This window comes from Micromonospora sp. NPDC005707, assembly GCF_040631005.1.
Lineage (GTDB): Bacteria > Actinomycetota > Actinomycetes > Mycobacteriales > Micromonosporaceae > Micromonospora.
The window spans coordinates 85,864-112,148 of record NZ_JBEXYR010000010.1; the positions used below are offsets into that span (position 1 = coordinate 85,864).

General features: G+C 69.3%; 25 protein-coding genes. 5 read left to right on the forward strand and 20 right to left on the reverse strand.

Going from position 1 to position 26,285, the window contains the following annotated elements; all coding sequences use genetic code 11:
* Positions 1 to 105: 105 nt before the first annotated feature.
* The 7 genes from ABZ452_RS21485 to ABZ452_RS21515 form a co-directional block, all read right to left on the reverse strand.
* Entirely contained in the window at positions 106 to 1,008 is a 903-nt protein-coding gene (locus ABZ452_RS21485) for a hypothetical protein (protein ID WP_357945603.1), read from the reverse strand.
* 158 nt (positions 1,009 to 1,166) lie between these two features.
* Complete coding sequence (locus ABZ452_RS21490; RefSeq protein ID WP_357945606.1) at positions 1,167 to 1,781, reverse strand: hypothetical protein; 615 nt, start codon at positions 1,779 to 1,781, stop codon at positions 1,167 to 1,169.
* Positions 1,778 to 2,434, reverse strand: coding sequence for a GNAT family N-acetyltransferase (locus ABZ452_RS21495; protein ID WP_357945609.1), 657 nt, complete (start codon positions 2,432 to 2,434; stop codon positions 1,778 to 1,780). Before ABZ452_RS21495 ends, ABZ452_RS21490 begins: the two co-directional genes overlap by 4 nt.
* A gap of 11 nt (positions 2,435 to 2,445) precedes the next feature.
* A complete protein-coding gene (locus ABZ452_RS21500; protein WP_357945612.1) occupies positions 2,446 to 3,942 on the reverse strand; it encodes an APC family permease in 1,497 nt (498 codons plus the stop codon).
* Positions 3,943 to 4,004: 62 nt separating this feature from the next.
* A complete protein-coding gene (locus ABZ452_RS21505; protein ID WP_357945614.1) occupies positions 4,005 to 4,631 on the reverse strand; it encodes a GPP34 family phosphoprotein in 627 nt (208 codons plus the stop codon).
* A 107-nt stretch (positions 4,632 to 4,738) separates the two neighbouring features.
* Positions 4,739 to 4,966: a hypothetical protein gene (locus ABZ452_RS21510; RefSeq protein WP_357945616.1), complete on the reverse strand. Its 228-nt coding sequence runs from the start codon at positions 4,964 to 4,966 to the stop codon at positions 4,739 to 4,741.
* Between the two features lie 5 nt (positions 4,967 to 4,971).
* Positions 4,972 to 5,235, reverse strand: coding sequence for a hypothetical protein (locus tag ABZ452_RS21515; protein ID WP_357945618.1), 264 nt, complete (start codon positions 5,233 to 5,235; stop codon positions 4,972 to 4,974).
* Between the two features lie 748 nt (positions 5,236 to 5,983).
* On the opposite strand from ABZ452_RS21515, the gene ABZ452_RS21520 reads away from it, so the two are divergent.
* Positions 5,984 to 7,828, forward strand: coding sequence for a prolyl oligopeptidase family serine peptidase (locus tag ABZ452_RS21520; protein WP_357945621.1), 1,845 nt, complete (start codon positions 5,984 to 5,986; stop codon positions 7,826 to 7,828).
* Here ABZ452_RS21520 and ABZ452_RS21525 read toward each other — a convergent pair.
* Positions 7,792 to 9,177 carry a helix-turn-helix transcriptional regulator gene (locus ABZ452_RS21525; RefSeq protein ID WP_357945623.1) on the reverse strand — a complete coding sequence of 462 codons (1,386 nt, stop codon included), beginning with the start codon at positions 9,175 to 9,177 and terminating at the stop codon, positions 7,792 to 7,794. The genes ABZ452_RS21520 and ABZ452_RS21525 overlap by 37 nt on opposite strands.
* A 308-nt stretch (positions 9,178 to 9,485) precedes the next feature.
* Between ABZ452_RS21525 and ABZ452_RS21530 the strand changes: the two genes are divergently transcribed.
* On the forward strand, positions 9,486 to 9,974 hold the full coding sequence (locus tag ABZ452_RS21530) for a hypothetical protein (RefSeq protein ID WP_357945626.1): 489 nt from the start codon (positions 9,486 to 9,488) through the stop codon (positions 9,972 to 9,974).
* A 14-nt stretch (positions 9,975 to 9,988) separates the two neighbouring features.
* Positions 9,989 to 10,765, forward strand: a complete 777-nt coding sequence (locus ABZ452_RS21535; RefSeq protein WP_357945628.1) for a phosphotransferase — start codon at positions 9,989 to 9,991, stop codon at positions 10,763 to 10,765.
* 174 nt (positions 10,766 to 10,939) lie between these two features.
* Here the strand turns inward: ABZ452_RS21535 and ABZ452_RS21540 are convergent, their stop codons facing one another.
* The 12 genes from ABZ452_RS21540 to ABZ452_RS21595 form a co-directional block, all read right to left on the reverse strand.
* On the reverse strand, positions 10,940 to 11,635 hold the full coding sequence (locus tag ABZ452_RS21540; RefSeq protein ID WP_357945630.1) for a hypothetical protein: 696 nt from the start codon (positions 11,633 to 11,635) through the stop codon (positions 10,940 to 10,942).
* 305 nt (positions 11,636 to 11,940) lie between these two features.
* Positions 11,941 to 14,202, reverse strand: coding sequence for a tetratricopeptide repeat protein (locus tag ABZ452_RS21545; RefSeq protein ID WP_357945633.1), 2,262 nt, complete (start codon positions 14,200 to 14,202; stop codon positions 11,941 to 11,943).
* A 136-nt stretch (positions 14,203 to 14,338) separates the two neighbouring features.
* Positions 14,339 to 14,746 carry a hypothetical protein gene (locus ABZ452_RS21550; protein WP_357945635.1) on the reverse strand — a complete coding sequence of 136 codons (408 nt, stop codon included), beginning with the start codon at positions 14,744 to 14,746 and terminating at the stop codon, positions 14,339 to 14,341.
* 946 nt (positions 14,747 to 15,692) lie between these two features.
* A complete protein-coding gene (locus tag ABZ452_RS21555; RefSeq protein ID WP_357945638.1) occupies positions 15,693 to 16,163 on the reverse strand; it encodes a hypothetical protein in 471 nt (156 codons plus the stop codon).
* 321 nt (positions 16,164 to 16,484) lie between these two features.
* Positions 16,485 to 17,774 (reverse strand): hypothetical protein, encoded by a 1,290-nt coding sequence (locus tag ABZ452_RS21560; protein ID WP_357945641.1) that lies wholly within the window; start codon positions 17,772 to 17,774, stop codon positions 16,485 to 16,487.
* Positions 17,771 to 18,463, reverse strand: coding sequence for a diguanylate cyclase (locus ABZ452_RS21565; protein ID WP_357945644.1), 693 nt, complete (start codon positions 18,461 to 18,463; stop codon positions 17,771 to 17,773). The genes ABZ452_RS21560 and ABZ452_RS21565 overlap by 4 nt, the downstream gene beginning before the upstream one ends.
* 304 nt (positions 18,464 to 18,767) lie before the next feature.
* Entirely contained in the window at positions 18,768 to 19,046 is a 279-nt protein-coding gene (locus ABZ452_RS21570; RefSeq protein WP_357945647.1) for a hypothetical protein, read from the reverse strand.
* A 109-nt stretch (positions 19,047 to 19,155) separates the two neighbouring features.
* Entirely contained in the window at positions 19,156 to 19,608 is a 453-nt protein-coding gene (locus tag ABZ452_RS21575) for a hypothetical protein (protein ID WP_357945650.1), read from the reverse strand.
* A 31-nt stretch (positions 19,609 to 19,639) separates the two neighbouring features.
* On the reverse strand, positions 19,640 to 20,827 hold the full coding sequence (locus ABZ452_RS21580) for a DUF4192 domain-containing protein (protein ID WP_357945652.1): 1,188 nt from the start codon (positions 20,825 to 20,827) through the stop codon (positions 19,640 to 19,642).
* Positions 20,793 to 21,965 (reverse strand): hypothetical protein, encoded by a 1,173-nt coding sequence (locus tag ABZ452_RS21585; RefSeq protein ID WP_357945654.1) that lies wholly within the window; start codon positions 21,963 to 21,965, stop codon positions 20,793 to 20,795. The genes ABZ452_RS21580 and ABZ452_RS21585 overlap by 35 nt, the downstream gene beginning before the upstream one ends.
* Positions 21,966 to 22,488: 523 nt before the next feature.
* A complete protein-coding gene (locus tag ABZ452_RS21590) occupies positions 22,489 to 23,364 on the reverse strand; it encodes a DNA methyltransferase (RefSeq protein ID WP_357945656.1) in 876 nt (291 codons plus the stop codon).
* Positions 23,357 to 23,938: a hypothetical protein gene (locus ABZ452_RS21595; protein ID WP_357945658.1), complete on the reverse strand. Its 582-nt coding sequence runs from the start codon at positions 23,936 to 23,938 to the stop codon at positions 23,357 to 23,359. The genes ABZ452_RS21590 and ABZ452_RS21595 overlap by 8 nt, the downstream gene beginning before the upstream one ends.
* 275 nt (positions 23,939 to 24,213) lie before the next feature.
* Here ABZ452_RS21595 and ABZ452_RS21600 point away from each other — a divergent pair, with 275 nt between their 5' ends.
* Positions 24,214 to 24,990 (forward strand): hypothetical protein, encoded by a 777-nt coding sequence (locus ABZ452_RS21600; protein WP_357945661.1) that lies wholly within the window; start codon positions 24,214 to 24,216, stop codon positions 24,988 to 24,990.
* Positions 24,991 to 25,195: 205 nt separating this feature from the next.
* A complete protein-coding gene (locus ABZ452_RS21605; RefSeq protein WP_357945665.1) occupies positions 25,196 to 25,990 on the forward strand; it encodes a helix-turn-helix domain-containing protein in 795 nt (264 codons plus the stop codon).
* Positions 25,991 to 26,285: the final 295 nt, after the last annotated feature.

The window sequence follows — 26,285 nt, forward strand, 5'->3', positions numbered from 1 at the left end:
CGCTCGTCGCCGGCCTCGCGAGGTGCCGGACTGGCTGACGGCCGGACTTCCCGGTAAGCGGGTGTGACAAGTTTCGGGCTTCGGCACGGCATGTCCGGTGGCCGATCAGCGGCAAGCTTCAGGCCGTGCACGTAGGGGTGCTGCGAGCATGGCGAAGCGGCCTGCCGTGTCCCCTTCGTTCGGCAGATCGAGGATTGGGCCGAGTGCGGCGGCCCAACCGTGGCAGAACAGTTGCCAACCGTCGTGTACGACCACCCCGTCATGAGTGCGGGCTTGCCGCAGCATGGCCAGGTCACCCCGGTAGTTCAGGTCCCACACCAGGGCAGCGGGTGGGAACTCGGCGACTGGCGACAGGGGGTTACCAGGACGGTCCTTGCCGAGTCCGGTGGCGTTGACGACGAGCGTTCCGGGCGGACCGGACGCGACGAGGTGATCCCACGGAACTGCACCGAGATGTACCTCGAGGCGCACTCGCCGGGACTCAGCCCACGGACCGAGCACGGCCTGCAGATGGCGGCCGGCCGCACCGCTGCGGTCGCTGAACACCAAGCGGGCCGGCGGCACGGGACGGGCAAGCAGATGACGGCCGAGCGCGATCGCGCTACCGCCGGCTCCCATGCATACGACGTGTTCTCCGTCGGGCCAGATGTCATCGACGACTCGCCCGATCGAGATCGGGTCGCGGGCGAAGCCGGCCAGCCCGCCCGTCTCACGGCGTAACGCGTTGATCTCTCCGCACTCGGCCGCCAACGGGTCGAGCCAGTCGACCAGGTCGCCCGCCTCGCGCAGTACGGCCACCTTGTGCGTCGTGATGACGGCGCCGAGCACGTCATCGCTGCCGGCCAGCTCGGTCATCAAGGCGCGGTACGCCTCAGCAGGGGCGGCCAAGGGCACGTCGCGACCGACCAGACGTACATCAAGACCAAGGTCGCCCATCCAGATCGGGAACGCCTCATGGATCAACGACTTGCCTGTCGACACCCCAACGAACCAAACCGTGGCGGCCACCGGCCAAGGGTAATCGTCGACCCGCAGCTGAAGGGCCCGGAGGGTGGCCTCGGGTGGCTGGTCCGCACTCCCTGCGGACCTGCGCGGCCGCACCTTCCGGGCCCTCGTGGTGTCCCGGCCGCTGGAGGTAGGGCGGCCGGGCTTCACCGGAGGAACGTTCAGCTGGAGCCGCTGATCCGGGTCGGGCGGCCAGCGCGGGTCAGTGGCCAGAGCCTCGGCCCGTTGGGCAGGTGCAGCGGCAGATCCGCCCGGTAGCCGTGCTGGCAGAGCAGATCTCGGGCGCCCTCGGTGGTGACGACGGCGTACACCGGGTGGCCGGTCCGGTCGACCACCTGGTGGTGCTGGTGCAGCAGCTCGTCGGCGACCGGCCAGCCGTAGCCGGGCTGCACGGCCAGCCAGGACAGCCAGTGGTGCGGCGCGTCTGACCGGTAGGTGCGCAGCGCGGCGTTCAGCTCGCCGAAGCGGGGAGCCGCCCGGCCCGCGAACGTGGTCAGGTGGTAGTCGCCGAGCGCCCACCGTTGTGCGTTCAGGTCGTGGCGGCGCCACATCGCGACCGCCGACCAGTCCCCCGCCACGTCGACGTGGCCGGTCTCAATGGCGTGGTCGACGTCGACGGCGAGGAGTCGGTGCAGGACGTCCGGTCGGTTGTCGGCGTCCGGCACCAGCCATTCGGCGACTGGGTCCCGGGACAGGGCGTCGACCAGTAGTGCGGTGACGGCGGGAACGTCGGCCGGGCGCGCCCGGCGTACGCAGGTGGTCATGGCGGCGTTCACCGCGGCCGCCGGTAGTACGGGTTGGGCGGTGGGAACGACGAGCGGACACCGCCGTTGAGCTGGCCGCGCCACATCGGCCAGAAGGGTGGCCCGGCCGATGTCGGCTGCATCGGCGGCCCGGCTTCGTAGCCGTGATGGGCGTACAGGTCGCGGTTACGGGGGTCGCTGGCCTCCAGGTACGCCGGCAGGTTCTCGGCGTCCAGCGCCTCGTGGGCGTGGGCGAGCAGCGCCGACCCGACGCCCCGGCCCTGCACGGCCGGGTCGACGCCGATGTAGGCGAGGTAGGCATGCGGTAGACGGGGGTGGCGGGCTTCGAACATCGCGTCGAGCAGGAGGAACTTCGGCGCGTACTGGCCGGTGGCTTCCTCCAGCCCGTATAGGTGGTCGGGGTGAGGCGGGGGCGTCTCGTCGCGCCGGTACCAGATCGCCGCCCCGGACAGGTCGTGGGTGGTGTCGACCCTGCCGTGGCGCAGGCCGAGGGCGAGCATGAACTGGAAGTAGCCGGTGAAGACCTCGAACCGGTCGGCGGGTTCCGGGACCGCCCACTCGGCGACTGTTCCGGTCGAGAAGGCGTTCGCGAGCATGGGCAGCAGCGCCGGTACGTCGTCGGGGGTGGCTTGCCGCACGGTGAGGTCTGCGCGGGTTGTGAACATACTGTGGCTCCTCAGGCGGGCTGGCGGACGGGATCGGGTGTGCGAAGGGGCGCTGTCGCGCTGTCGGCGCCGAGGCCGATCGTCTGGTAGACGTCGGGTCGGGCGGCGCGCAGCGTGAACGCCCACGCCAGCCCGGTCGCCGCGGCGACCGCGTAGCTGGCGGGGAACATCCATCGCAGCGGGGAGGTCGGCTCGACCCCGAGGAGGGCGTCGAACTGGTCGACGGTGACGACGAGGATCGCGCCGAGGGCCAGGGCGGACAGGAACGGCGCGACGGTGGTGCGCCACCTGCCGTCGCGGTGGTCGGTCCGGGTGAAGTAGCTGAGCACGGCGATCGAGGTGGCCGTCATGAGGATCAGCACGCCGAGCGCGCCGAGGGAGGTGAGCCAGAAGAACAGGTGGACGATCGGGTCGGCGTCGGCCAGCACGTATCCGGTGAGCACGGCCACGGCGATGACGCTCTGGAGGATCGAGCCGGCTTTCGGCGCGCCGGTGCGCCGGCTAGTTCGGCCGAGGACGCTCGGGAGGACTCGTTCGCGGCCGAGCGCGAACGCGTATCGGGCGACGGTGTGGTGGAAGGACAGCAGGGCGGCGAACAGGGAGGTGATGAACAGCCACCGGCCGAGGGTCACCAGCGACGAGGTGAGGTGCGGGGACACGAGGTTGAAGATGAGGTCGGTGCCCTCGGTCTGGGCGGCTGCGACGATCTGGTCGGGTCCGGTGGCGACCGACATCGCCCACGCCGACACCCCGTACAGCAGGCCGGTGACCGCCACGGCGATGTAGGTGGCGCGGGGCACCGTCCGTTTGGGGTCCTTGGTCTCCTCGGCGAATACCGTGGTGCCTTCGAAGCCGACGAAACCGGCGATGCCCGTGACGAGGGCGGCGCCGATACCTGGCCCGATCAGGTTGCCCGGGGCGAGGGTGTCGAAGCTGACGCCGAGATCGTTGACGGGTCGGGCGACCATCACCGCGTCATAGACCAGCGCGATCGTGCACTCGGCGACCAGTAGGACGGCGAGGACTTTGCCGTTGAGGTCGATGCGTAGCAGGCCGAGCACGGCGATCACCGCGCAGGCGATGAACGCGCACAGCCACCAGGTGGTGGCCATCCTGAACCGGTCGTTGAGGAACCCGGACAGGACCGCGCCGAAGACGCCGTACAGGCCGATCTGCATGGTGTTGTAGGCGAGCAGGGCAACCATGGCGGCGGCGACGCCGGCGGGCCTGCCGAGGCCTCGGGTGACGTAGGTGTAGAACGCTCCGGCGTTGACGATTCGGCGGGACATGGCCACGTAGCCGACGGCGAACAGGGCGAGCACCGCGGCGACCACCAGATAGGCCAGGGGGATGCCGAGTACGCCGGTGACGGCGTAGCCGGTGGTCGCGCCGCCGGCGACGGCGGTCAGCGGCGCGGCGGCCGCCACGACGAAGAACACCACGGCGGGGATGCCGAGCCGGCCGCGTGCCAGCACAGCGGACACGGTGTCAGGGTGATTTCTGGGCATGGGGAAGCTGCCCCCTTTCAAGGGGTTGAAGGGTGAACGGGGGTGGTGTGGCGCAGCTGCGCTCAGGTGCGGTGGCTCAGAACGGTGTTACCGATCGCCGTGTCCAGGTCGGCGAGGAGTTCACGCATCGGCTGCGGGGCGGCTGCCAGCAGGCGCCGCAGGTGCGCGCCGGCCGCATAGGGGGCGCCGTCGAGGATGAACTCATCCAGGCGGCAGGACGCGGCGATGCCGGCCAAGGCGAGGTCGAATGCGTCCAGTTCCTCGTACTGGCGCAGCTTCGTTGACAGACGGGCCCACGACCAGGCGGCGACGTTCATGTCCGTCGGAACGTACACCGTGACCGTGCGGAGGAACTTGCGCTGCTGCTGCGGTTCGACCTTGCTGGCCTGCCACAACCGCCGGGCGACCCCCTCGTGGGCGGTCGCGGCGAGGTACGACAGCCACGTGCGGGTGGCGGTGTGCTGAGGTTCGCCGACGAGCCGGTCCAGGATGAGGTGCTGCAGCGCGTCGGCGGGCGGCCGGTGGTCCAGCACGTAGACGTGCCCCCGGTCGAACGAAATCCGACCAGCGGCAGCCAACTCGCCGAGCAGCGCAGCCGCCAACCCGTGAGTGACCGCGCTCTGATGCAGACGCGGCCGACCGGTCTGGTCGTCATGAGCGATCAGGAAGAACTCATCAGCCAGCAGCACCGGCCGATCCGGCCCACTCCCCCGCGCCTCCCGGTGTCTCGCGGGTGTGGGCTCCAGGTGCAGGTGCACTACCGGTCGGTGATCTTCTGCGCCAGGGGGTGTGGGGATCACCGCTGCTGGCCTTCCTCGCTCGAGGCTTCTACGGGGACGGGGATGTTGAGTTCCTTCAGGACGTCGCGCCCGCCGGGGTGCCGGGGCAGTTCGTCAAGGGCCCACGCGTATTGGATGCAGGTCCTGTTGTCGGTGCAGTTGAAGCAGGTGCGGCCGTTGGCGTGCTGTTGCGCTGTGCGGCGGGCCGAGTCGAAGCGGTCGACGGCGCGGTCGCTCTCTTCCATGACCGTCACGAGGTAGTGCGGGGACGACGTCGCCCTCGCAGGCGCCGGCGCAGCGACCGCCGGGTGGACTCGGGAGTTCGATCGAGGCCCGCCCAGAAGGCGCGGTTCGCCTCGGCCAACTCCTCGGCGGCCGACTCGCTCCGGCTGTTCGCGCCGACGAGGTGCGCGCCGCTCCGGTTGCCGTAGAGCGTGGCCGCGCCCCCGCAGTCGATGCCGAACGGCGCGAATTGCCCGTCGTCGGCCAGCGTGAACCACTTGATACGTCGCACTGCCACCACCTCCTATTGCGGGGAGTGCGCGGCCTGGTCCTCCCCGGCTCCGACCGCACACCCCGGTCCGGTGGGTGCAGGACCTCCCTCGGGGGACCGGGTCGGCCCTGCACCCGGCTCATGCGCGGGACTGCTCCCGCAGAAACTCATCCGGGCGGCCGAGGGCCCGGCCTGCTGGACGAGCATCAGCAGCGACGAGTTGATCTGGTTGGCGCGAAGCTCGCGTACGTAGGCAGCTTGGTCGAGAGCGGCGAGGTGGTCCCGGACCCGGCACACAAGCTGCCGGCGATTCCTCGGCGCGATGGGGACCATTTCGCCAAGCCGTCGGCCAGCAGCTCTCGGAACCGGAGCGGGCGCGCCAACTCCTGTCGGTCGCCGCAAGGCGCCAGGTAGCCTGCAAATGCATCTTGCCCATCCGAGGAGTTAGCAGTTCTCTTGCGGTAATGGCAGTTGTCGCTTCCTTACTGGTGAATTGCGCTCCGCATAAGCGTCGCGTGGATAGGCGACCTGGTCGACACCGGAAATGCGGACAAGATTGCTGTCCGCATAGGCATTCGCCGACAACATGACGCAGCGGGGCGCGGGTGGGGATGTCCAGCGGCCGGGGCGAGCTTCGGGCGTAGAGTCGGACGGTGCCTAAGGAGCGTGGATGCCTGCACGTGACACGCAACGTGCGCGGCTCGTATCGACGCCTCAGACCCATGGGCTGCCCCTTGTACCGCAGTCTGACGTTGATGGAGAGGAGCCCGTGAGCTTGGCCGAAGACTTCGCCGCCTTGTCGGTGGAAGACGCCGTCCGTGCCTCTACGAGCTTCGATCAGCTTCGTGCTGGCGACCGCGCTCTGTATTGGCTGGAGACTCGGCCCGAAGCTGGCGGGCGCGGAACCGTGACGAGGTGGCGGCCCGGCGAGGGCACCCGGAGCATCAGTCCTGAGGGTTTCGACGTCACCAGTAGCGTCCACGCGTACGGGGGCGGCACTTTTGCTGTCGTCGAAGACACTCTGTGGTGTATCGGCGAAGCGGGCCTGCACCGGAGCCGTCGCAGCAGCGATCAGCTCGAGCTGATTACCCAGGGGCGCTTCGGGGACCTTACCGTCGGTGATGGCGAGTTGTTGGCGGTGCGCGAATCAGAGCAGGGCGACGAGATCGTCGGGATCTTGCTGGCGGCCCGTGCAGAGGTTCGGGCGCTCGTCGCATCAACCAGCTTTCTTGGTGCACCTAGACAGGGCCCCGGGCTGTTGGCCTGGGTTGCATGGAGCGAGCGCGACATGCCCTGGGACGCCTGCGAGGTGTGGGTGGCTCCGTACTTGCCCGGCGGGGACATCGGAAGTCCGAGGAAGGTCGCCGGTGGCTCTAATGAGTCGGCGCTGGAGCCGCGTTGGGGGCCGGACAGGGCGCTGTACTTCATGTCTGACCGCAGCGGCTGGTGGAACCTGTATCGGTGGAACGGCGACGCGATCGAGGCGGTGGCGCCAATCGCGGGTGAGTGTGCCGCGGAGCCGTGGGAGTTGGGCTACGCCTCGTACGACTTCCTTGCCGATGGCCGGATCGCCATCGTGGTGCAGGAGGGGCCGCGGCACCGCCTCGTCGTCATCGAGCCTGACGGTGCCGTTCGCCCCGTCAACATTCCCTACACCTCGATCAAGCCCTACCTGGCGGCGCAGGGCATGACAGTGTCGCTGATCGGGTCGTCACCAACTGCGGCCCCGCAAGTTGCGGTGGTGCACCTTGCCGATGGCCATCCCCGGTTGGAGGTGGTCGCCAGGTCGGAGCATGCAGAGCTTTCTGAGGCGCAGGCGTCCACGCCGACGGAACTGCGGATCCGTGTACCCGGTGGCCGTGAGGTGGTTGCCCTGGTGTACCCCCCGACGGGTTCGGCGGCGGACTGGTGTGCCCCGCTAATCGTTCGGGCGCATCCTGGGCCCACCGCCTCCTGCCTGCTGCGTCTGGACTGGCAGGCGCAGTTCTTTACCAGCCGCGGCTTCGCCGTGGTCGACGTCGATTATCTGGGCAGCACGGGGTATGGCCGCAGCTTCCGGGAGTCGCTGTACGGCAGGTGGGGCTTGGATGACGTGGATGACTGTGCGGCTGTAGCAGACCACCTGGTGGAGACGGGGCGAGCGGTCCCGGGCCAGGTCTTTATCCGTGGTGCCAGTGCGGGGGGATACACGGCGCTGCATGCCGTGTCCAAGGATGGGCCGTTCGCTGCCGCCACCGCGGTGTCTGCGATCGTTGATCCGGGCCAGTGGGCGGAAACGGTGCCTCGGTTCCAGCGGGCACACGCTACGCGGCTGCGTGGTGGCGCGGGGCGGGTCCGTGCCGCCACTGTTCGGCGCCCTGTTCTATTCATTCACGGCACGGCGGACGAGGTGGCCGTGGTCGAGGATGTGCGGGAGCTTGCCGACGACTTGGCGGCTCTCGGTGTAAGGCACGAGTTGTTGCTACTTCCCGATGTTGGCCATTACGTGGCGACGTCCAGCCGGGCGGGTGCGGCGTTGGAGGCAGAGCTGGCTCACTACCGTTCGGTGACGGCGGCTGCCGTGGTCGGCAGCGGGGATCACAGGGCTGCCAGCGGTAGCTGCTCGCGGACGTAATCGCCGAATTCGCGAACCTCCGGCTCGCACCGGTAGGGCTCGAGGTCGGCTTGTACCTCAACGATGCGCTGCAAGCAGCGGTGCGAGGTGATCCGGGCGGCGTGGTCCACCGCCGCCCGGGCGGCGGCGCACGCTTCGTCGAGCTTGCCGTCGGCGGTTAGCGACGAGGCCAGGAGCGCGGTGTCGATGGAGAGCCGGCGGACGTGTGTGGGGCTCAGCTCGGTGAGGGCATCGACCAGGTGCCGTTGGGTTTGCTGCGGTTGGCCCAGGTCGTGGAAGCAGTGGGCGATTTCGTCCGCGAGGTACGCAGGGGTGAAGTACCGGATCCAGGCTGGCTCGTCCTCGGGCTTGCTGCGTGCCAGTTGCCTCTCCGCGATATCGACGTGGGCCAGGCAGTCGCCCTCGCGTCCAAGGCGAGCGTGTGTTCGCGCGACGACAGCGTGCAGGGCGGCTGTGACGGCTGGCGTCGCCTGGGCCTCACTTCCCCGGACCGCCGCGAGGGCCACCCGCAGCGCGGGCTCAGGGTGACCACAGTGCAACGCCAGGTCGCCAATGTTCACGGCAAGCAGATAGCCGCCGAAGAGGCGGTCACCGCCGGCCTGCGTCAGCCGTAACGCGCGTAGGTAGCGGCGCTGCGCGAGACCGTGAACGCCCGTGTCGACCGCCTGGTATCCGCACAGTTCGAAGAATCCCGCCGCCAGGGTGTAGAGGTGCCGACCGATCGCCGCCGAGGCGGGAGGGCTGACCAGTAGCCGATTCAGTTTGCGTTCGACGTACCGCTGCACCTGGGTATGGACTTGTCCGGCACCGTGGGTGTGATCCAACTCCCGGAACATCGCCAGAGCGGCCTCAGCGGAGTGAAGATCCTCTTCACAGACCTGATCAGCCGAACCAGCTCGTCCGGCCGCGGACGGACAGGGTCCCGCTGAGGCGTTCAGCCAATCCAGCGCTACGCGATCGAGAACGCCTGGCTGGAAGGGAACACGAGCCACCATGTCTGCTACCCCGGGCGTGTTCGCCAAATGGGCAGGCAGCGCTGCCACGGCGTTGGTAGGACCGCTCGTGGAAGACGTCCGCTTACCCTCGTCGGCGCGACTTGCCTCGAGAAGCGGCCACAGACGGGTCAAGGCCCCGCCGGCCGCCAAGGCGCTGTCGCAGGCTTCGACGAATTCCCGAGATGGAAAGCGATCCGCTGTCTCGACGCGACGCACCAGGTCGGCGCTGAACCGGATCGCCACGCCGAGTCGCGCCTGCGAGAGGTTGGCCCGCTCACGCAGCCGACGCAACTCGGCGCCGAAGAAGTGGCGCTCGGACAGGTACGGCTGAAGCGTCCGTGGGGCCTGACCCATAGCACCCGCCTTCTCGGCCTGTCGCGCCACTATGGCGATTAGCAGCATGGATATCGCCCACAAAGGGTCACTCAGTATTCAGTGCAACGCAAGCAAGAACACTGAGATCCGCAGCTATGGGAGAAGCTCATCGGCGGCGCATATGCGGACAACAACTTCGTCCGCATGCTCGGCATTCACTCCACGAGGTCGACGGGTCAGTGTGGGGACGGGGCGCTACGGCATGACATGCACGGACGCAACTCAGGCTGGAAGGTGCTCCGATGACCGGCCGGCCTCGCAGACCCGCACAGGATGAAGGAGGAGCATTGACTATCACCGCAGACAGACCACTCTCGGCGCTTGCCGCGGACCCCCGCGCCCTCGTCTCGGCTGAGGTGTTCGAGAAGATTGCCCGCTACTTCGCTGTCAGGCACGAGGTGACCCAGACCTACGCTGAGCGTGCGGTCGGGCAGTTCCTCGTCTTCTTGAGGGCGTACGCCGACCGCGTGGACAAGCGCGACTTCGGGATGCTCCTGCCGACCGGCGAGTCCTACCGGGTCGTGCCGACCCGGCCGGTCGACGCCGTATGGCACGCCGCCCTCCAGATCAGTGAGCCCTACACCGCCGCCTGCGACCAGATTGCGGGCGGTTACGTGCACCACCGGCCGATCCTGACCGAGGCCATGCAGGACGGCACCGCCATCGCCTACACGCTCGCGGCGCTGCACGACACCGGCTACCGGGTCGACATGGAATTCTGGGGCGGCGAGGCAGAATCCTGCTGCCCGCCGAACCCACCTCAGCCCGGCAGGTAGTAGAGAGGAGGACGATGCGTAGCGACTGGACCGCTCTGCCAGAGAGCGTCGCGGCCGGGATCGCCGAACGGGTCGGCGGAGCCTTCGACGTAACCCCGGCTTCCAGCGGCAACCACGCGGAGATCGCCTCCACGGTCACTGGGCCAGCCGGACAGGTCTTCGTCAAGGCCGCCCTTGGCGAGCTGAGCGTTCGGTCACTGCGCTACGAGCTGGCGGCAACCCAGGCCATCGACCGGCACCCGCCCGCAGTCCTGTGGCACTTCGAGTCCGATGGCTGGCTGGTGGTGGGGACCGAGCATCTTGCCGGTCCCCACCCCAACCTGTCACTCGACAGCGGGGACCTCGATCTACTCGCCGTCACACTGACGGAACTCCAGGGGACCCCCGCGCCAGGCGAGCCATGGTTCACGCCGGCAGCCCGGCTCGGATTCACCCACCCCGCGATGGACGGCGAGGCGCTCATCCACTCCGACCTCAATCCCGCCAACCTGATCGTGACCGCGCATGGCCTACGGATCGTCGACTGGGCGTGGGCGACCAAGGCCGCGCCGTGGGTAGAACTCGCGTTGCTCGCCCAGTGGCTGATCGGCAGCGGCCACAGCGCCGAACAGGCGGAAAACTGGCTGGCGCAGTTTCCCGCATGGACGGCGGCTGACCGCAAGGTCTTGGATGACTTCGCGTCAAGAAACGCGTCGAAGTGGTCTGCCAGGTCCCGGCAGAGCACCGAGAGCTGGGTACACGACCTCGCGATATGGACCGGCGAGTGGGGGGCCTTCCGGAGCCAACGGTAAGCCCGGTCAGGCCGGCGAGCCGTAACTACGAGCCAGACTGCCGCAGCGCGGGCACCGGTCGCGGTACAGACGGCTGTTACTCAACAACGTGCTGCTGCCCACGCTGCAGCAGCCGACGGGCCGGGATGCTTCGGACGGGAGTGCCTCCCGGTCCGGCGGCTGCTGCAGTGACCGTCACGGGCAGGATTGGCGGGGCGCGGTGCGATAGGCACCGCCGAGGAAGCCGATGAAGTTGGTCCGGCTCATGGCCTGTCCGGAGCCCCAACCGTTGTTGAAGCAGGAGTAGTTGGTCTCGTTGGTCATCTCGACGTGCAGATGGACGCCGGTCCAACAACTGTTCGGCGTGTAGGCCCCGACCGTGCCGATGCGTGTGCCCCATCGGTCGACCCACTGCCCAGCGCCGACGGCCGGGTTGACGTGGGTGTAGGTGACCCAGCCGATGCGGGTGCCGCCTTCGTAGAGGCCGACGACGACGGCGTTGCCGCCGCGGGCGCGAGTCTGCTCGTAGGTTTCGCCACTGCGGACGGCGCAGGCAAGCACGATCGTCTCGACCTTTGCGCTGATCGTCCGCCAGGTGTCGTTGGGCGCCGCGTACAGCAGCACGTCCTGGCCGGCGCCAACGCCGAGGTCGACACTCCAGTCGCCGACGTAGGGCATGCCGTTGCGGAAGGTGTGGTGCACAGTTGGCCAGCTGCAGGCACTGGAGGGGTACACCGCGCCCGGGCATGCCCCGTCCCACATCGCCCAACTGCCGTTGATCGGCGATCCGACCCAGACCGCACTGCGGGCGGCTGCCGCGGAAGCGGGCGTTGTGGCCGCCGACAGGGTCAGACCGATGGCGGTGAGGACGGCTGCGCTGGCGGCGAGCATTGTCCGCCATGCTCTTTTGCTCGACATCGTTGCTCCTTGGGATTCGGGCCCCGCACTGAGGGCCGGCCGGGCCCCGGGGCGTTCGCACCGGTGTGTCGCCGGGGCAGGCGTCGCCCGCGCCGTCGTGCTGCCGGGGCGAGAGGCACGGCCGGTAGCCGGTCTGCCCGGGAGACGCGGATCGAACGTCATGCCTTCGGTTCTACGGGCCTTCCTGGTTGTCCGCCCCTGGCAGCGGACAACCCGGCTGACCGAACGGGCGACGGACACCTCACCACCGTCGCGGTGAGCGTTACCGCGGCGGCGCCTCAGCCAGCGGGATCGGCTTCCTCCCTGGCCCGAAGGAGCGCCGTTTCGGTCTTGCGGGTGTCCGGATGATCCAGGCCCAGCAGCCGCCGTCGGCTGCGCAGCGTCGCCTCGTACAACGTGGCGGCGTCCGCGCTGCGCCCGACCTGCTGGTACGCAGCTGCCAGGAGATGCTGGGTGTGCAGCGTGTCGGGATGCTCGGGACCCAGGACAGCGCGCCGGCTGGCCAGCGTCACCTCGTAGCAGGCGATGGCCTCGTCGCTGCGATCGACGGCCAGATACCCGCCGGCGAGGTTGTGCCGGGACTGCAACGTATCCGGATGTGCGGCTCCCAGCACCCGGAGCCGGTCCGCCAACGTCGACTCGTACAGCGCAAGCGCCTCGTCGTGCTCGCCCAGCGCTCGGTGGCATCCCGCCAGGATGTTGCGGGACTGCAGCGTCTCGGGGTGGTCTGCGCCGAGGACCTTCTCGCGGGTGGCGAGCGTTGACGCGCTCAGCGTGAGCGCCTCCTCGTGACGGCCGAGTTCCCGGTACCCGAGTGCCACATGGCTGGCGTTGGCGAGGGTGTCGGGATGCTCCGGGCCGAGCAGCCGGCGACGGGCGTGCCAGGTCGATTCTCCTAGCCGCATCGCCTCGGCGAACCGCCCGGCTGACCAGAGCCCGCCGGCGAGCAGGTAGGTGGCGGTCACGGTGGCGGGTTCGGCCGGACCGAGGATCTCCAGCAGCAGGTCCCTGGACTGCTGCAACAGCGCGAGCGCCGAGAGGTACCGGCCCTGTCCCCGCTGATAGAGAGCGCAGGGACCGAACAAGCCAGTGGCACGCACGATCAGGTCATCATTCGGGTGGGGTGCCCGGCGCAGCAGACCGGCCAGCGCTTCGATGTGCGGCACCAGCCGGGCCCACCGTGGCCATGCCTGCACCGAAGCCTCCGGATCGCCCTCTGGCAGGGCGGTCAGCAGCAGGTCAACCGCTCGGGCGCAGTGTGCGCTGCTCTGGTGGTGCGCCCGGATCACTGTCTGCACGAGCCGGTGCACGCTGACCTCTGACTCGGACCGGGTGACGAGGCTATACGAGGCAGCCACAGCGAGGGCATCGTCGACCGCGACGGGGTCCCGCGCGATGCCGGCGATCAGCTCGACCGGCACGGCGACGGGAGCCAGATACGCCAGGACGTCCAGCAGGGTGACTGACAACGGGGCGTCGGCCCGCATTGCCTCGATCGTCACTTGCCAGGTGCGGGCGACCGGGTCGTCGGCCGGGTGGGCCAGGATGCGCGCGCCGAGCACTGCGGCGGGCTGCTGGGCCAGGCGCCGCCGGTACTCTGCCGCCGTGACGTGGCGGCGTTCCACCAGGTACGCCCCGGCGTGCGTCAACGCCAGCGGCAGATCGGCCAGGTCGCCAGCCAACTCTGCGACCTCGGCTCGTTCCGCGTGGCGCTTCGACCGCTGGAGCAGCATCTCGATGCTGGCCGGCCGGGAGAGCACGTCGAGCCGCAGCGGAGCCAGGCTCAGGGCTGCCCAGTCCAACTCGCGGCGGCTGGTGACGATCACCCGGCCGCGCACGGCAGCCGCGAGCGTACCGGCGATGGTGGACGGCTCGGTGACGTTGTCCAGTACCAGAAGCCAGTCGTCATGGGAGGTGAACCAGCGCAGCGCCCATGCCGCCGCGTCGGCGGCGCTGCCCCAGACTGGCCAGTCCGGCTGAACGGTACGGGCGAATTCCGCGAGTTCCTTGGTCAGGTTTTCCTCGGTGTCGGCGCTTACCCACCACACACAGCTGTACCGGGATCGTTGCCCTTCGACGTACTGCAGGGCGAGTTCGGTCTTGCCCACCCCGCCGAGTCCGAAGATCGCCACACCCACGCGCTGTGCGTCAGGTTCGAGATGACGGTGCAGCTCGTCGAGAACGTGGTGGCGGCCGAGGAAGAGTCCGGTCGGTCGTCGGGGCAGGTTCGACACCCGGGAAAGGTCTACCGGTTGCAGCAGGGGGCGCGCTGTCTCGCGGAGATCCCGAACCCGCTCCCATTCCACACGGTAGGCGTTGGGGTCCTGTCCGCAGTACGACAGGTAGGCGACCACCGTCTCCCAGGTGGGGAGGTGGTCGCCTCCAGCCGCCTCCGACAGTGCGGTGCTCGACCGGCGGGTCTGGCGGGCCATCGCCTCATACTTCGGGCTGCCGGCTGCCTGCCGCGCGTCTCGCAGCCGCTGCGCGAACGCGTGAAGCGGATCCAGTTCCGGGTGGAGGGGACGTTCCGGACGAGGCATCACCGGCTCCCTGCTGCGCGGGTGAGTGGGTAGGGCTGCTGACATCAGCCGCCCTACTACGTCACCACACAACCACTGTGCGTGATGCCACCGTACAGCGTGGAGTCCAGCGCTGGCTCCTGGCCGGCGCCGCGGTTCAGACTCGGATCGCGATGCAGGCGATCCGCCGGGGCCACCCGCCGAAGTCGTCGAACGCGCCGCAGACGTAGTTGCCGTTCTCCACCCAGCGATTGATCGTCCAGTACGCGGCCTCACAACGTTCGGCCTGCGCGTAGAACCCTTGGGTCCACGCCTCGAAAGTGCCGCACCCGTAGGAGTTGTCGGCGGCGGTGCCGGTCTGGATGTAGATGGAACTGACCCACTGGGTGTGGTTGCTGGTGTCCTTGGCGCCGGTCTGGACGTTGATGATGACGGACCCGCCCATGGCCCACACGCTGTCCGCATGCGCTGGCCGCTGTCCTGAAAGGATCCCGGCCGCCGCCACGACGAGGGTGATCAGGGCCGCCCCCGCGCGACGCGTGCGCTCCCGCGCGATCATGTTCATACTCGTCCTCCTGCTTCCGTCGCGGCCGGCGACTCGTACGACGCCGGCTCACGCGATTCGTTGTACCGACCCGGCGGGTTGTCCGGCCCTCGCGGCGGTTTACCGCCGCGCTCCGGGCGCGGCACGAGGTAGCTGGCGCTGCCGGGTGCGGCGGGTAGGGTGCGTCGATGGCATCGATGCACGAATGCCCGCTCGCGTGCCAGCCGTTGCCCGGCCGCACTGTCGACCGCTCGGCCGGGTACGAAGCGCTGCTGCGGCAACTTCTGCCCCTGATCGGCGCTGAGCCTCCGGTGTCGGAGCACCACGATCTCTGCAACAGCCGGGCTCGGCGTCAGCGCGCTCACCGTGCCGCCGGAGCGCCATCGCCGATCGCGGCGGGCGGGTCGGTGATGCCAGCCCCGTCCGGAGGAGTGGTTCGCACCGCTCATCCGTGCCGCTGTCCACGAACCTGACCCCAGCTTCGTGCGGGATCTTGTCGGCCCTGCGGTCACCACCTTCGGCCGTCGCCGCGTCCGACTCGCGCTGCTCGACCACCTCGAGACTGGTAGCGCCGCCGAGGCCGCGGGCGCCGCCGGCGCCTGGGCGCCGCTGTCTGCTTCCCGGCCTGCGGCTGTGTGGTCGCGCATACCCTCGGGCCTGCATACACTGGTCGGGTCAAGCGATCGCGATCGCCCGCTCGTCGCAGGACGAATACCTGCGACACCGGGTGGAGATCCAGCTCCGCTGCCGGCGAGGAGAGTCGCCGGAGCACGGCCGGTGTCGCTGAAGCCAGCACTGGTCCAGCGGTATCAGATCATTAGCCTCGACGGTGCCGGCCGGTTGACGCAGTACGACGGGGATGTCGGCGCGTCTGCTCTGTGGCTTGGCGACGTGCCGGTCCTGCCGCTATCGACCGGGACCGCCCCCTTTCGGGAGTGGTCCCATTCGCGATATCTGTCGTGATGGGCTATTGGGTCCAGCATCCAGCGAAGTACCACCCGATCCATGGACCGTTGCGGACGTAGACCTGCGCTCCGATGCAGGTCTCCTGCCCGCGCGACGTGCCGAGCATCCGGGTGTCGTACCAGACAGGGCTCAACTCGGTCCACTCTTCTTGCGATGGCTGGCCGGGATGCCAGACCGACGCGTTGATCGTCCACTTGTTCGTGTCGGCCGAGGCGAAGTGCCCCCAGGTCGTCTGACAGCCGCTCGAGTAGTGAATTTTGAGCCATCCGAGCGTCGGGCCAGTGCCAAAGTGGATGGCGTAGGTGGACGTAGGCGGGCCGACGTAGTACCCGCTGCAGTTGTACTGCCAGGGGTACGACCCGACCCCCGTGGACGCAACTGCCGGGGCGCCGCCGACGAACAGCAGTGCCGTCGCGGCCCAGACCGTCACGACGACGCGCGGCCAGAGCCAGCCTCTGCGAAGAGCCTTCATAGCAACCTCCCTGCGGGAAACGTTGCTTCGTTTCTACGGGCGGCGAGGGTTGTCCGGCGGGCGCGGCGGACAACGGGGCAACGATGGCCCGCTGGGGAGAGCGCCCTGCTGCGCCGGTCGCTGGGTCAGACGGCTTCGGCCGACTGCCTTGACCCTCCGTTCTGTGGCGATGACATCAAGCAGAGGAAAGGTCGTCATTCACGATTTACGGATCCTTCGACGCGGTCCTCGACGAGCCGCGGATCGAGGTGCTCCCGTAGCTCTCGACGTACGTGGGGCAGGGGTTTCCGCCCTGCCCCACGTGATCATCGGTGTCTACTCCTAGTCGTCCGGCTTGGTTCTATGGCTGCTGAGCATGCGTACGGTTGTACTGAGCTTGATCGGCGCATCGTCGGGGCCTCTGAGGAAGGGGTTGATGTAGACGGGGCGGCGTAGTGCTCTGCCTGGGCCGTATGGCTGGTTGCGCCAGTGGCCGGACACCCAGAAGCGCCTGGCTTGGGGACTTCCCAGGTCGCCCGGCGCCGATCGGATACCGGTCGGCGTGGTGCTGCGGTTGGCGCGGAGGCGGACGATCCGCACCTCGGGTGAAGGTCGTTTGGTGCGGGCGTAGGTCTTCCGAGTCGCCTTGTCGGCCTCGGCTGTCGTGACCTCTGCGGCCTGCTGCACGATCAGCAGCCATGTCGCGAGCAGGGCTGCCGCTGGCTGCGTGCCGGGCAGCACGTGTTGCTCGTGCACTTGAGCGGTGTTCATCGGGGCGAGCCAGCCTACGTGTTCGCGGAGTCGCTGTAGCGGTTTGCCGTCCAAGCCTCCGCCGATGGCTCGGTAGTTGATCAGGAGCCAGCCGTCGCTGGTGGTGGTCCAGGAGGCGGCGGTGATCTGCCGGGGCGTCACCGGGCGCGACCATACGAGCAGTCCGTCGGTGGAGGGCATGAGGTCGCGGTTGATGGTGACGTCAGGGAGTTTCTCTGCGGCGTACTCGGCGAGGTCGGTGAAGTCGTCGTCGATCCAGAACAGGCCTGCTCGGTCCAGGCCGGCGGCGATGTCGTGGCGCGTTTCGGCGATAGCGAGCGCGGTTGGGAGGCTGTCCTCGCTTCGGTAGAAGCGGGTGAGCCGGTCGCGTACCTTGGGCAGCTCGCGTGCGGTGATGACGGTGGCGGGCCAGGCGGTGGTCGTGATGAGCGTCCGTCCAGGTTGCCGGGCGTTCAGGAACGCCTGGTGCAGTTCCTCGATGCGCTCTCGTATCTGCGGGTGGTCGCCGAGGCCGAACGCTTGCATCGCCCGGTCGACGACCTTTTCGGTTCTGTCGTCGTCGATGTAGGTCTGGCACGTCGCGCAGGCCGCCCACGCGTGGCCGAGGTTCTGCACCAGTCCTGCAGCGGCGCCGATGGCTACGGCGGTGACTTCGCCGCCGACGAGCGTCCATGCGGGGTACGGGTCGCCGCAGAAGTCGCAGTGACGGTTGACGGTGTCGAGTTGGCTGACTGGGACGGGTACTGGTTGGTGGCCGTCGGTGGCGAGTTGGATTGGGTGTACGTAGGTGGGCGGTGTGCCGAGGGTGTTCAGTGGGAAGAGGCAGATGTGGCAGGCCATCTCCTCGCGCGCCGCGGTCATGCCGTCGCCTCGTTGCTCAGCCGGCGGTCGCGCAGGCGCGGTCCTCGGCGGCGCCCGACGTCGGGCATCGCCATCCCCGGCTCGTAGATGACGTGGCGGTTCCGGCCGTCGTGTTTGGCGTGGTACATGGCGATGTCGGCGCGGCGGAGGGCCACCTCTTCGAACGGGTCGGTGCTCTCGGCTAGGGCGATGCCGACGCTGGCGGTGACGGTGACCATGCCGGGTGCGCCGTGGGTAGTGAGGCCGACGGGCTGGGCGATGAGTGCGACGAAGGTGTCGGCGATGCGGGTCAGATCGGCGGTGCGGACGGGCAGCAGTGCGGCGAACTCGTCGCCGGAGAGCCGGGCGGCGGTGCCGCCGTGGAGTGCGGCGATGTCGGCGATGCGGCGACCGATGGCCGCCAGGATGTCGTCGCCTCGGTCGTGGCCGTGGGTGTCGTTGACTGGTTTGAAGTCGTCGAGGTCGATCAGGACGACGATGATCGGCTGAGAGGAGGCGGCCTCGGCGAGGGCGGCGTTTGCGGCGAGCAGGCCGGCGCGGTTGAGCATGCCGGTGACCGGGTCATGTTCGAGCTGCCAGGTGGCGTCGGTGAGCCGGTTGCGGAGTCGGCGGATGGATGGCCACATGGTGAGGCCGCCGAGGGTGAATGCCACCAACGCGGTGGCGATCATGATCAGTGGTAGGGACACTGGAGTCCTCCATCTCTATGGAGAACCCGGGACGCGTTCGTTTCCTAGGCGGTGCGTCCCGGGTCCTGATACGACGACGGCCCGCCTTGTGGCGGGCCGTTTTGCTTCTTGTGCCGATCGTTAGGGGCACGGCTGTGGGGACATCGGTGGAGTTGCGCCGGTGTGCCGGCTGGGGCGAGATGGCCGGCGGCACCGAGCCTTGACGAGACGACCTGGCCACGACCGGCGGATCAGAGGGTGCTGTGGCGAACGCGATGTTGGCCGGATGGTGTCGAGGTGCGCCGGCCGGCCGCGGGTGTTCGTGCTAGTGGCGCACGGGGTGCGCGGCCTGGTCGGCGCGTAGTGTGGCGGCCAGGTCTGCGGGGATGTCGGCGTAGGGTGCGACGGCCAGGAGCACTTCGGTCGGGTCGAGAATCGTCTCGAGCAGACCGAGCCGGACGGTGTCGGGTTCGTTTTCGGGATCGGTGACCGGGTCCCAGGCGAAGTCGACGACGGTTGCGAAGTAGGTGCGGTGTGGGTTCCAGCCGACCTGGATGGTGTAGCGGTCGAAGCCGGGTTTGGGTGCGAGGGTGTAGAGACTCATCGGTTCCTTCCACAGAGCTGCTCGGCCGAAAGGGGTCCGGCAGGAGTTGCGCGGGTGGTGCCGCGCAGAGCGGCAGATGGGGCCCGGTGGGGTCGCCGGACGCTCGGGCTCATGCCTCGGGCTGACGGGCGCGTTGCTCGGCGAGGTCGACGATCTTGTCGCGGCGGGCGGCGGGAAGGCCGGTGAGCAGGTCGATGTACTGCTGTTCCTGTGCGGTCACGGATTCGGCGAAGGCCGCCTTGTAGGCCAGCCGCGCCGGTTCGTGTGCGGCCTCGATCGGGCCGCTGTGGTCGTAGCCGTTGGCGACCTGACGCAGCTGCTCAGCCGCGGCAAGGGGGTCGCGGGACAGGGTGATGTCGTAGATGCGGAAGTTCTTCGGCAGGTCGGCGGCGCCGATGGCGGTGATCAGGCACAGGTTGGCTTGGACGTGGTAGGCGTGGGCCTCGCTGCGGGCCGGGGTTTCGCCGCGGGCTCGCACTGCGGCGCGTTCGGCGTGCCAGCGTAGTCGGGCTTCTTCGGCATGTCTGGCGAGGGCGAGCAGGATGCTGCGGGTGGGATCCATCGGAGTCCTCCTGTTGTTGGGGGGCGCCCGGCTACTGGGCCGAGGGGTTGGTTCGGGCGTTGGCGATGGCCTGCTCGAGCACCGTTGGTGGGAGTCCGGCGTGCAGGGTCTGCAGCAGCAGGTGGGCGAGCCGGTATTCGGGGTCGACCTGCAGGGCGCGGTCTGCTGCCATGCCAGCGAGGGCTCCGTCTCCGCAGCGCCATGCGGTGATGGCGAGGAGGGTGGCCGATGCTGGCACGAGCGTCTCCTCGGCGCGGCGGGTGATGTCGGCCCAGAACGTGACGTGCGGGTCGTGCGGCTGGGTGAGGTCTACGGCAAGGTCCCGCACCGATGGGCGTTTCAGGAGCAGGGTGAGCCAGGCGACTTCGTCGTCGGTGAGGCGCTTGCCGTCGTCGTGCTTGCGCAGCGCGTTGCGGACCGCACGGGCGCCGGCCTCGTCCGCGGCGGCCTCGCCGGCGGCGCTCAGCGTTGTCAGGCGGGTGACCGCCTCGGTGGTGGCGCGGCGCATGCTGTCGCGGGCGGCGCCGTCGACGGGTGCGAACCGGGCGGCTACGGCTGCCCGGTTTGGTAGTGCGACCTGCCCGGCGGCGGTTGCCTGCACGGCGATGAGCGAGGCGGTGGGGTCGAATGGGGTGCCCTGCGGTGGGCAGCAGTCGGGGTTGTCGCAGGTGAGGTTGAAGATCCGCGCACCGGTGACCCGCAGCAGTTCAAGTAGCGGCATGCCGCTGGCGGTGAGCGCCTCGCTGACCTTCAGGAGTGCCGGGTCGATGTGCTCGGCTCCGTATCCGACGATCATGAGGTCGGTGATCGGCTGCTGCCGCCGCAGGACCGGTATCAGGTTGGCGGCGACGTCGAGGATCTGGTTTGCGGGGGCGTCGGGGGCGGGCAGGTCACCGCGGGCGGCGAAGATGATCCGCCGGTCCCTGGTCGCGATGACGACGATGCTGCCGTCGCTGGGACGGAAGCCGAGGAGGTAGGGCACGGCGGCCACCAGGTCGGCCGGTGATCGCACGGTCAACTTGTTGTCGGGGAACGACATGATGATCTCCAGTACGGGTTTCGTGTCGGCGATATCCGGAAGTTCGGCAAGCCGGGACGAGCCGCTCATGCGCGTCGGCTGGGCTCGACGCACTGCTGGCTTTCCGAGGTAGGCGCACGAGCAGCCGCTCGGGGCGCTCGACGGTTCAGTCGCGGTCGGGGTCCAGGTACAGGTCGACACCGGCGCCCTCGACGTTGGCGGTCAGGGTGATCGGGGTGTGCTCGACGTCGGCCAGCGCGCGGGTCAGGTCGTTGCGGACGAGGACCTCGGCGGCTGCGGTCGCATCGGCGGAGGTGGCGTGGCCGCGGAGCCACATGTCGTACTCGTGCCGCCACGGCACACGCCATCCGTCCTGGTCGACCGTGGCGTGCTCCGGGACGGCCCAGCCGTACGCGGTCCACGGCCGTGCCTCGTCCGGACTGTCGGTCGTGATCGTCCGCATCACGTCCCGGGCCGCGTCGCAGGCCTCAGGGACGGTGCCGGCGGCGAGCCGCAGCGTCACATCGGCGACGACCGTGACGTGGTGTGCCCGAGGTAGGCCGGCGAGCCCGAGATCGACCAGGAACTCGCTGACCCGCTCAGCGGTCCGTTGATAGCAGCCACCGATTTCGTCGTCGACCAGTGCGCGGATGGCGCGGGCGCGGATGCTGCGCCGCAGCGCGCCGAGGTCTTGCATCGCCGCGTCCCGTGCCGCCGTCGCGGCGGGGAGGTCATCAACGCCGGTCAGCTGCACCGCGCCGGACACAGGCGGCGCCTCGGTGGCGATGTCGTCCACCGGGAGGTCGTCCGGGCCGTCGGTGCCCTGCCACCTGAGCCCGGTCAGGGAGATGCCGGCGTCAGCCAGCGCAGGCAGGTGGCTCTCCACGATCGTGGCAGCGGCGCCGAGCGCCTGCGCTTCGCGGGTTGTGGTGACCCATGTCTGGACGGTGACCTGCACGGTGATGCGGTACCGCCGCGGATCGGGCTGGCCATTCTCTGGCGGGGCGGGTGTCACGTCGATGACGTGTCTCGGGTAGACCGCCATCGCCGGCTCCAGGAGGCGCAGTTCGTCTGGCACGCCGAAGCGTGCCTGCTCGCGGGCCTCACCCAGGCCGGCGTGGGTTCGTGTGTGCGACAGCTGGGCGCCAGCGGAGACGGTCCATCGGTGCGGCAGTGGTGCCAAGCCCCAGGTGGCGAGGGCGTCCTCGCAGCCGGGCCGGCAGATCAGCCGGTTCCGCAGGGCGGCGATGATAGCGGAGCGGGCCTCGGCAGCGAGGGCCTGCCGCTGTTCGATGGCGGCGATCGTTTCGGTGTGCAGAGTGCGGATCTGCTCCGCCAAGTGGGCGTTGGTCATGGCTGCGCCGCCCGAGTGTCGGCGGCGGTCGAACGGATCCTGGTGATCCGCGCGGCGCAGGAGGCCAACCGGACGGTGGCCCTGTCGTTTGCTCGGCTGGATCCTTGGTCTACGCCGACGGGTGCGGTGACATCGGTAAGGAGATCGGGCAGGGCTGCGCTGTGCGGCTCAGCGCGGAGATGGCCGTCTGTTCGGTACTGGGTGGGACGAAGCATGTGCCCTCCTTGGATCACGAAGGAAGGCGGCCACCGGGTGGTGGCCGCCTTCAGGGACAGGGGTGCCAGGCCCGTTCGCAGCTGAGGCGAGGGGCGGGTCATGACTGCTGGGATCTGAGCCTGTGGACGGCGGCCGACCGGGAAGGGTGGGCGCGATGCCGTCGTGGAAAGCAGCAGATCAGCAGCAGGAATAAGGAGAAGAGGCTTCAAGCTAACCGCCGGCAATGCTGGTGTGGCTTGGGCTGTCAGGTGTTGCCGTCTGGCAGGACCTGACAGCCTCGGCTCACCTGATGTCAGGCTGTAGCGGGCGTGATGTGGGAACTTGGGTCGCCTCGCCGCAGGACGAGCACGTCCTCATGGGCGACAAGGTGCACCGGCACGCCCTCGGCCCTGGACTTGCGTACCGCCATCAGCCCGAACATCGAGGCGCGGTGCACGATCTGCCCGTCGCGGACGGCGGCGAGCATCGCCGCGCACCGCTGCACCGGAATCAGCCCCACCGACTGAGCCACGGCCAGGAACTCGCCAGGCAGGTCGATGAAGTCGTCCGGGCGGCGCCGTACCGGTCGGCAGGTGATGACCACCGTGCCGCCGGGGCGCAGCAGCTGATAGCTGGCGGCCAGGATCGCGGCGAACCCGTCGAGCAGGCCCGACCATCCGACGTAGGCAAGGTTGCCCCGCTGGCGGTCGCCGTACAGGTGCGCCCGCTTCCTGACCCCGGCGCCAGTAACTCGAACAAGCCCGTGGGTGGACCGCCCGTACGGCGGAGAGGTGAGCACCAGCCCGACCTCACCGACCGCCGACGCCGGAGCGAGCTCCAGCAGGCCGGTCGCATCCCCGGTGATCACCTTCGCCATGCCGCCAGCGCCCTGGGACGCAGCGAGGGCAACGTTGGCCGCCGCCAAGGCGGCGAATCGCGGTTCGATGTCCACACCGAGCGCGTACCGCCCGAGGTGCATGGCCTCCACGAGCGTGGTGCCCGACCCGCACATCGGGTCCAGCACCAGGTCCCCCGGGGCGGTGTAGGCGGCGATGGCGTGTGCGGCGAGGTGGGGCAGCATCTTCCCCGGGTGCGTAGACGACTCCGGCACGTACCGGCCCCGCCGCTGGTCGCGCGACGGCTGCTGGCAGGTCAGCCACACCGAGGTGATCGGCAGAGGCTCAGGCATCGCCGCCGCCTCCCGCCTGCGCGTGGTGTGAGCGGGTCAGGATCAGCACGTCGGTGTGGATGTCCAGCTGCGCGTGCGGGCCACGCCGGGGCGGCCGGTCGGCCGCCACGACGTGCTGCAGGTACGCCAGCCCGACCCGCTTGGCGGCGAGGACGACATCGACGGGCAGGACGACGTCGCCGTGCGGCAGCAGCACCGCCACGCAGCCGCCCGGCACGAGGCTGGCGTGGCAGCGGCCGAAGAACTCGACCGGTGACGCGGTGTTGTCGACTGGCCATCCGGTGACGATCAGCGTCGCCGCCTCGGGCCCCCATTCACCTTGGCGGGCTGCTTGCAGGTGGCTGCGGCGGTGTGCGGCGATGATGGCGCAGGCCAGCTGCGGCCCGTCGGCCAGGTCGATGATCAGGTCGGACGGGTGGGTGAGGTTGTGGACCAGCCGGACCCCCATCGCGTTGGACATGGTCTCGCCCGGCTGCGGGGCGGGAACCGGCCAGACGGTGATCGGCACGGGCGGGTCGCCGGGCACCACGTCCCCCACCGGGAGCGGCGCGCTGTAACGGTTGGTATCGGTCATCGGCACGGTGGCCCCCGGACCGGCGGGCGTACTGACGATCCCCAGTGCGCCGCTGACAGGCCGACCGAACCGCCCCCGACCTGACAGCACCAGTCACCGCGGCGCCTGACAGCTTGTGGCAGCGGACGTGCGGGCGGTCGGGTACACCGCGAACCTGACACCAGCGGACACAACCTGTCCCGGTCGGACAATCGCTCGTGCTGTCAGGTCAGGCTGTCCCAATCGACGCCTCGGCCTTCGCGCATGGCGAAGCGCTCCGTCGAGAGGACATCACCATGGCAACCACCACCCAAACGAGGACGGCCGACACGGCACTGACCATCGCCGAGAAGGCCTTCGAACTGCTGACCTGCGAACCCGCGCCGCTAGTGTTCGACGCCAGCCCGGTGCCAGGTCTGCCGGACAGGACGATGCCGCTGGACGAGCTACGCGAGCTGCTGGTGGACGAGCGCTACGACAGCGACACCACTGACGAGCTGTGGCGGCAGCTGGCCCACCACGCCCGCGAATGGGGACCAGCCTGGGTCGTCGGCGCGATCGGCGTGGCTCTACCCGGGTTGACGCACCTGGCCGCGAAGATTAGCCGCGGACACGCCGGACACGCCGACGACGTGGACTCCGAAGTCCTAGCCGCATTTCTGCAGGCACTGCGCACGGCGGACCTCGCTCCGCCCCGGCTATGGCTGCGACTGTGCTGGGCAGCATGGCGCGCCGGCGCCGCAGTCGTCAAACCCGACAACGGCGAGGAACTGCCGCTAGACCTGCCCAGTGGCTCACGGTCGCCGAGGATGCCCTACGGGCACCCGGACCTGCTGCTCGGCCGAGCAGCCGCCGCCGGTCTGATCTCGGCCGAAGCCGCCGAGCTGATCAGCGCAACCCGCTTCGGCGACGCGCTGATCGAGCAACTGGCCGCGGAGAGGGGCGTGACCGCACCGGTCCTGCGCATGCGCAGACGCCGCGCCGAACGCATCGTGGCCGCCGCCGTCACGCGCGGCGACCTCTCTGACCCGACCCGCTCCTCCGACTGCCGCGAACCCGCCAGAGCGGCCTGACAACACCCGCGCAGGTCGGCACACCGGCCGGAGCGCCCGGATCGCGGCATGAGAGTAATCCTGATCTTGGCTGGGTTGATGTCGACCGGAGTTGTCGTATCCAGGCCGCGTTGTTCGTAGCTACGGTAAGAGGCGGTCCACGAAGGCGCTGTCACGATCACAGGAGCTGCCACCGATGACGCACCCGCAGACCAAGGTCCACCGCATGTTCGAGCTCGTCGAGCCGATCGCCACCGTCACCTTCTCCGAGGTGCCGAACGAGGCGTTCCTGGCCATCGGCATGCGCAACTACTGGGACGGATACTTCGCGGGCCGGGCCGCGCCGCTGGGGCTCGCACCGGCCGCGGTGGTGCACGCGGTCTTTTACAACTTCGCCGACGGCGAGGTGGCGCGCCACATCCCGTGGGTCTGGGGGAAGACCACCCCGCAGGAGGCGATCGCGGTGCGCGAGCGGGGCAGCGCCGCCGCGCTGCGGCAGATGATCGGGCAGCTCGCCGACTCCCCCGATCTGGTGCGGGTCGCCGACCTCGCCACCCGAGCAGCGGTCAGCGCGCCGACCGAGGGCCGAGCGCTGTACGCAGGACTCCGCGCGCTCGACGTGCCCGCGGAGCCGGTGGCCAGGCTCTGGCACGCGGCGACCCTGCTGCGGGAGCACCGCGGGGACGGCCACAACGCCGCCCTCCTCGCCCACGGTATCAGCGGCACCGAGGCCCACATCCTCCTCGCTCTCTCCCTCGGCATGAGGGCCGAGGAGTTCGGCCGGACCCACCACCTGCCCAAGGCGCAGCTCGCCGCTGTCGTCGACAGGCTGCGCGGCCGCGGCCTCGTGAGCGCCGCCGGCGGGTTCACCGACGCCGGCCGGGAGACCATGGAGCGGATTGAGGCCCTCACCGACGAGCTGGCGGCGCCGGCGTACGACGTACTCACCGCCGACAAAATCGACGAGCTGGTCGCGGGGCTCGAGCCGATCGCCGCCGCGGTCCAGGCCGTCGACGATTGAGCGGGTGCATCAGGCGACGGACACGACCCCAGCTCACCCGGCACCTGCGGCAGCGCATGGACGGCGACGATCCCCTCCGGGGTCAGCATGCCCGTCGAGCTCATCATCCGTGGCTCCGCCTGATCGGAACCATACGAAGCAGCCAGCAGACGACACCGACAGGCAACGGCATACAGAAGGGCTCTCGACCTCGATGCCAGCGCCCTCGGCGCGGCATGACAGTGCATTCAATCTCGGGTGACGGCTGAGGTTGGCGAGCAATGAGGTGAGCCGAGGTCACTACCGTGGCATGCAT

Excerpts from the sequence above, each read along its gene's own strand:
- ABZ452_RS21525 (WP_357945623.1), bottom strand. The coding sequence starts at position 9,177 with ATGGGTCAGGCCCCACGGACGCTTCAGCCGTACCTGTCCGAGCGCCAC.
- ABZ452_RS21600 (WP_357945661.1), top strand. The coding sequence starts at position 24,214 with ATGGCAACCACCACCCAAACGAGGACGGCCGACACGGCACTGACCATC.
- ABZ452_RS21545 (WP_357945633.1), bottom strand. The coding sequence starts at position 14,202 with ATGCCTCGTCCGGAACGTCCCCTCCACCCGGAACTGGATCCGCTTCAC.
- ABZ452_RS21560 (WP_357945641.1), bottom strand. The coding sequence starts at position 17,774 with ATGACCGCGGCGCGCGAGGAGATGGCCTGCCACATCTGCCTCTTCCCA.
- ABZ452_RS21535 (WP_357945628.1), top strand. The coding sequence starts at position 9,989 with ATGCGTAGCGACTGGACCGCTCTGCCAGAGAGCGTCGCGGCCGGGATC.
- ABZ452_RS21550 (WP_357945635.1), bottom strand. The coding sequence starts at position 14,746 with ATGAACATGATCGCGCGGGAGCGCACGCGTCGCGCGGGGGCGGCCCTG.
- ABZ452_RS21605 (WP_357945665.1), top strand. The coding sequence starts at position 25,196 with ATGTTCGAGCTCGTCGAGCCGATCGCCACCGTCACCTTCTCCGAGGTG.
- ABZ452_RS21495 (WP_357945609.1), bottom strand. The coding sequence starts at position 2,434 with ATGTTCACAACCCGCGCAGACCTCACCGTGCGGCAAGCCACCCCCGAC.
- ABZ452_RS21595 (WP_357945658.1), bottom strand. The coding sequence starts at position 23,938 with ATGACCGATACCAACCGTTACAGCGCGCCGCTCCCGGTGGGGGACGTG.
- ABZ452_RS21540 (WP_357945630.1), bottom strand. The coding sequence starts at position 11,635 with ATGCTCGCCGCCAGCGCAGCCGTCCTCACCGCCATCGGTCTGACCCTG.
- ABZ452_RS21500 (WP_357945612.1), bottom strand. The coding sequence starts at position 3,942 with ATGCCCAGAAATCACCCTGACACCGTGTCCGCTGTGCTGGCACGCGGC.
- ABZ452_RS21555 (WP_357945638.1), bottom strand. The coding sequence starts at position 16,163 with ATGAAGGCTCTTCGCAGAGGCTGGCTCTGGCCGCGCGTCGTCGTGACG.
- ABZ452_RS21510 (WP_357945616.1), bottom strand. The coding sequence starts at position 4,966 with ATGGAAGAGAGCGACCGCGCCGTCGACCGCTTCGACTCGGCCCGCCGC.
- ABZ452_RS21570 (WP_357945647.1), bottom strand. The coding sequence starts at position 19,046 with ATGAGTCTCTACACCCTCGCACCCAAACCCGGCTTCGACCGCTACACC.
- ABZ452_RS21575 (WP_357945650.1), bottom strand. The coding sequence starts at position 19,608 with ATGGATCCCACCCGCAGCATCCTGCTCGCCCTCGCCAGACATGCCGAA.
- ABZ452_RS21590 (WP_357945656.1), bottom strand. The coding sequence starts at position 23,364 with ATGCCTGAGCCTCTGCCGATCACCTCGGTGTGGCTGACCTGCCAGCAG.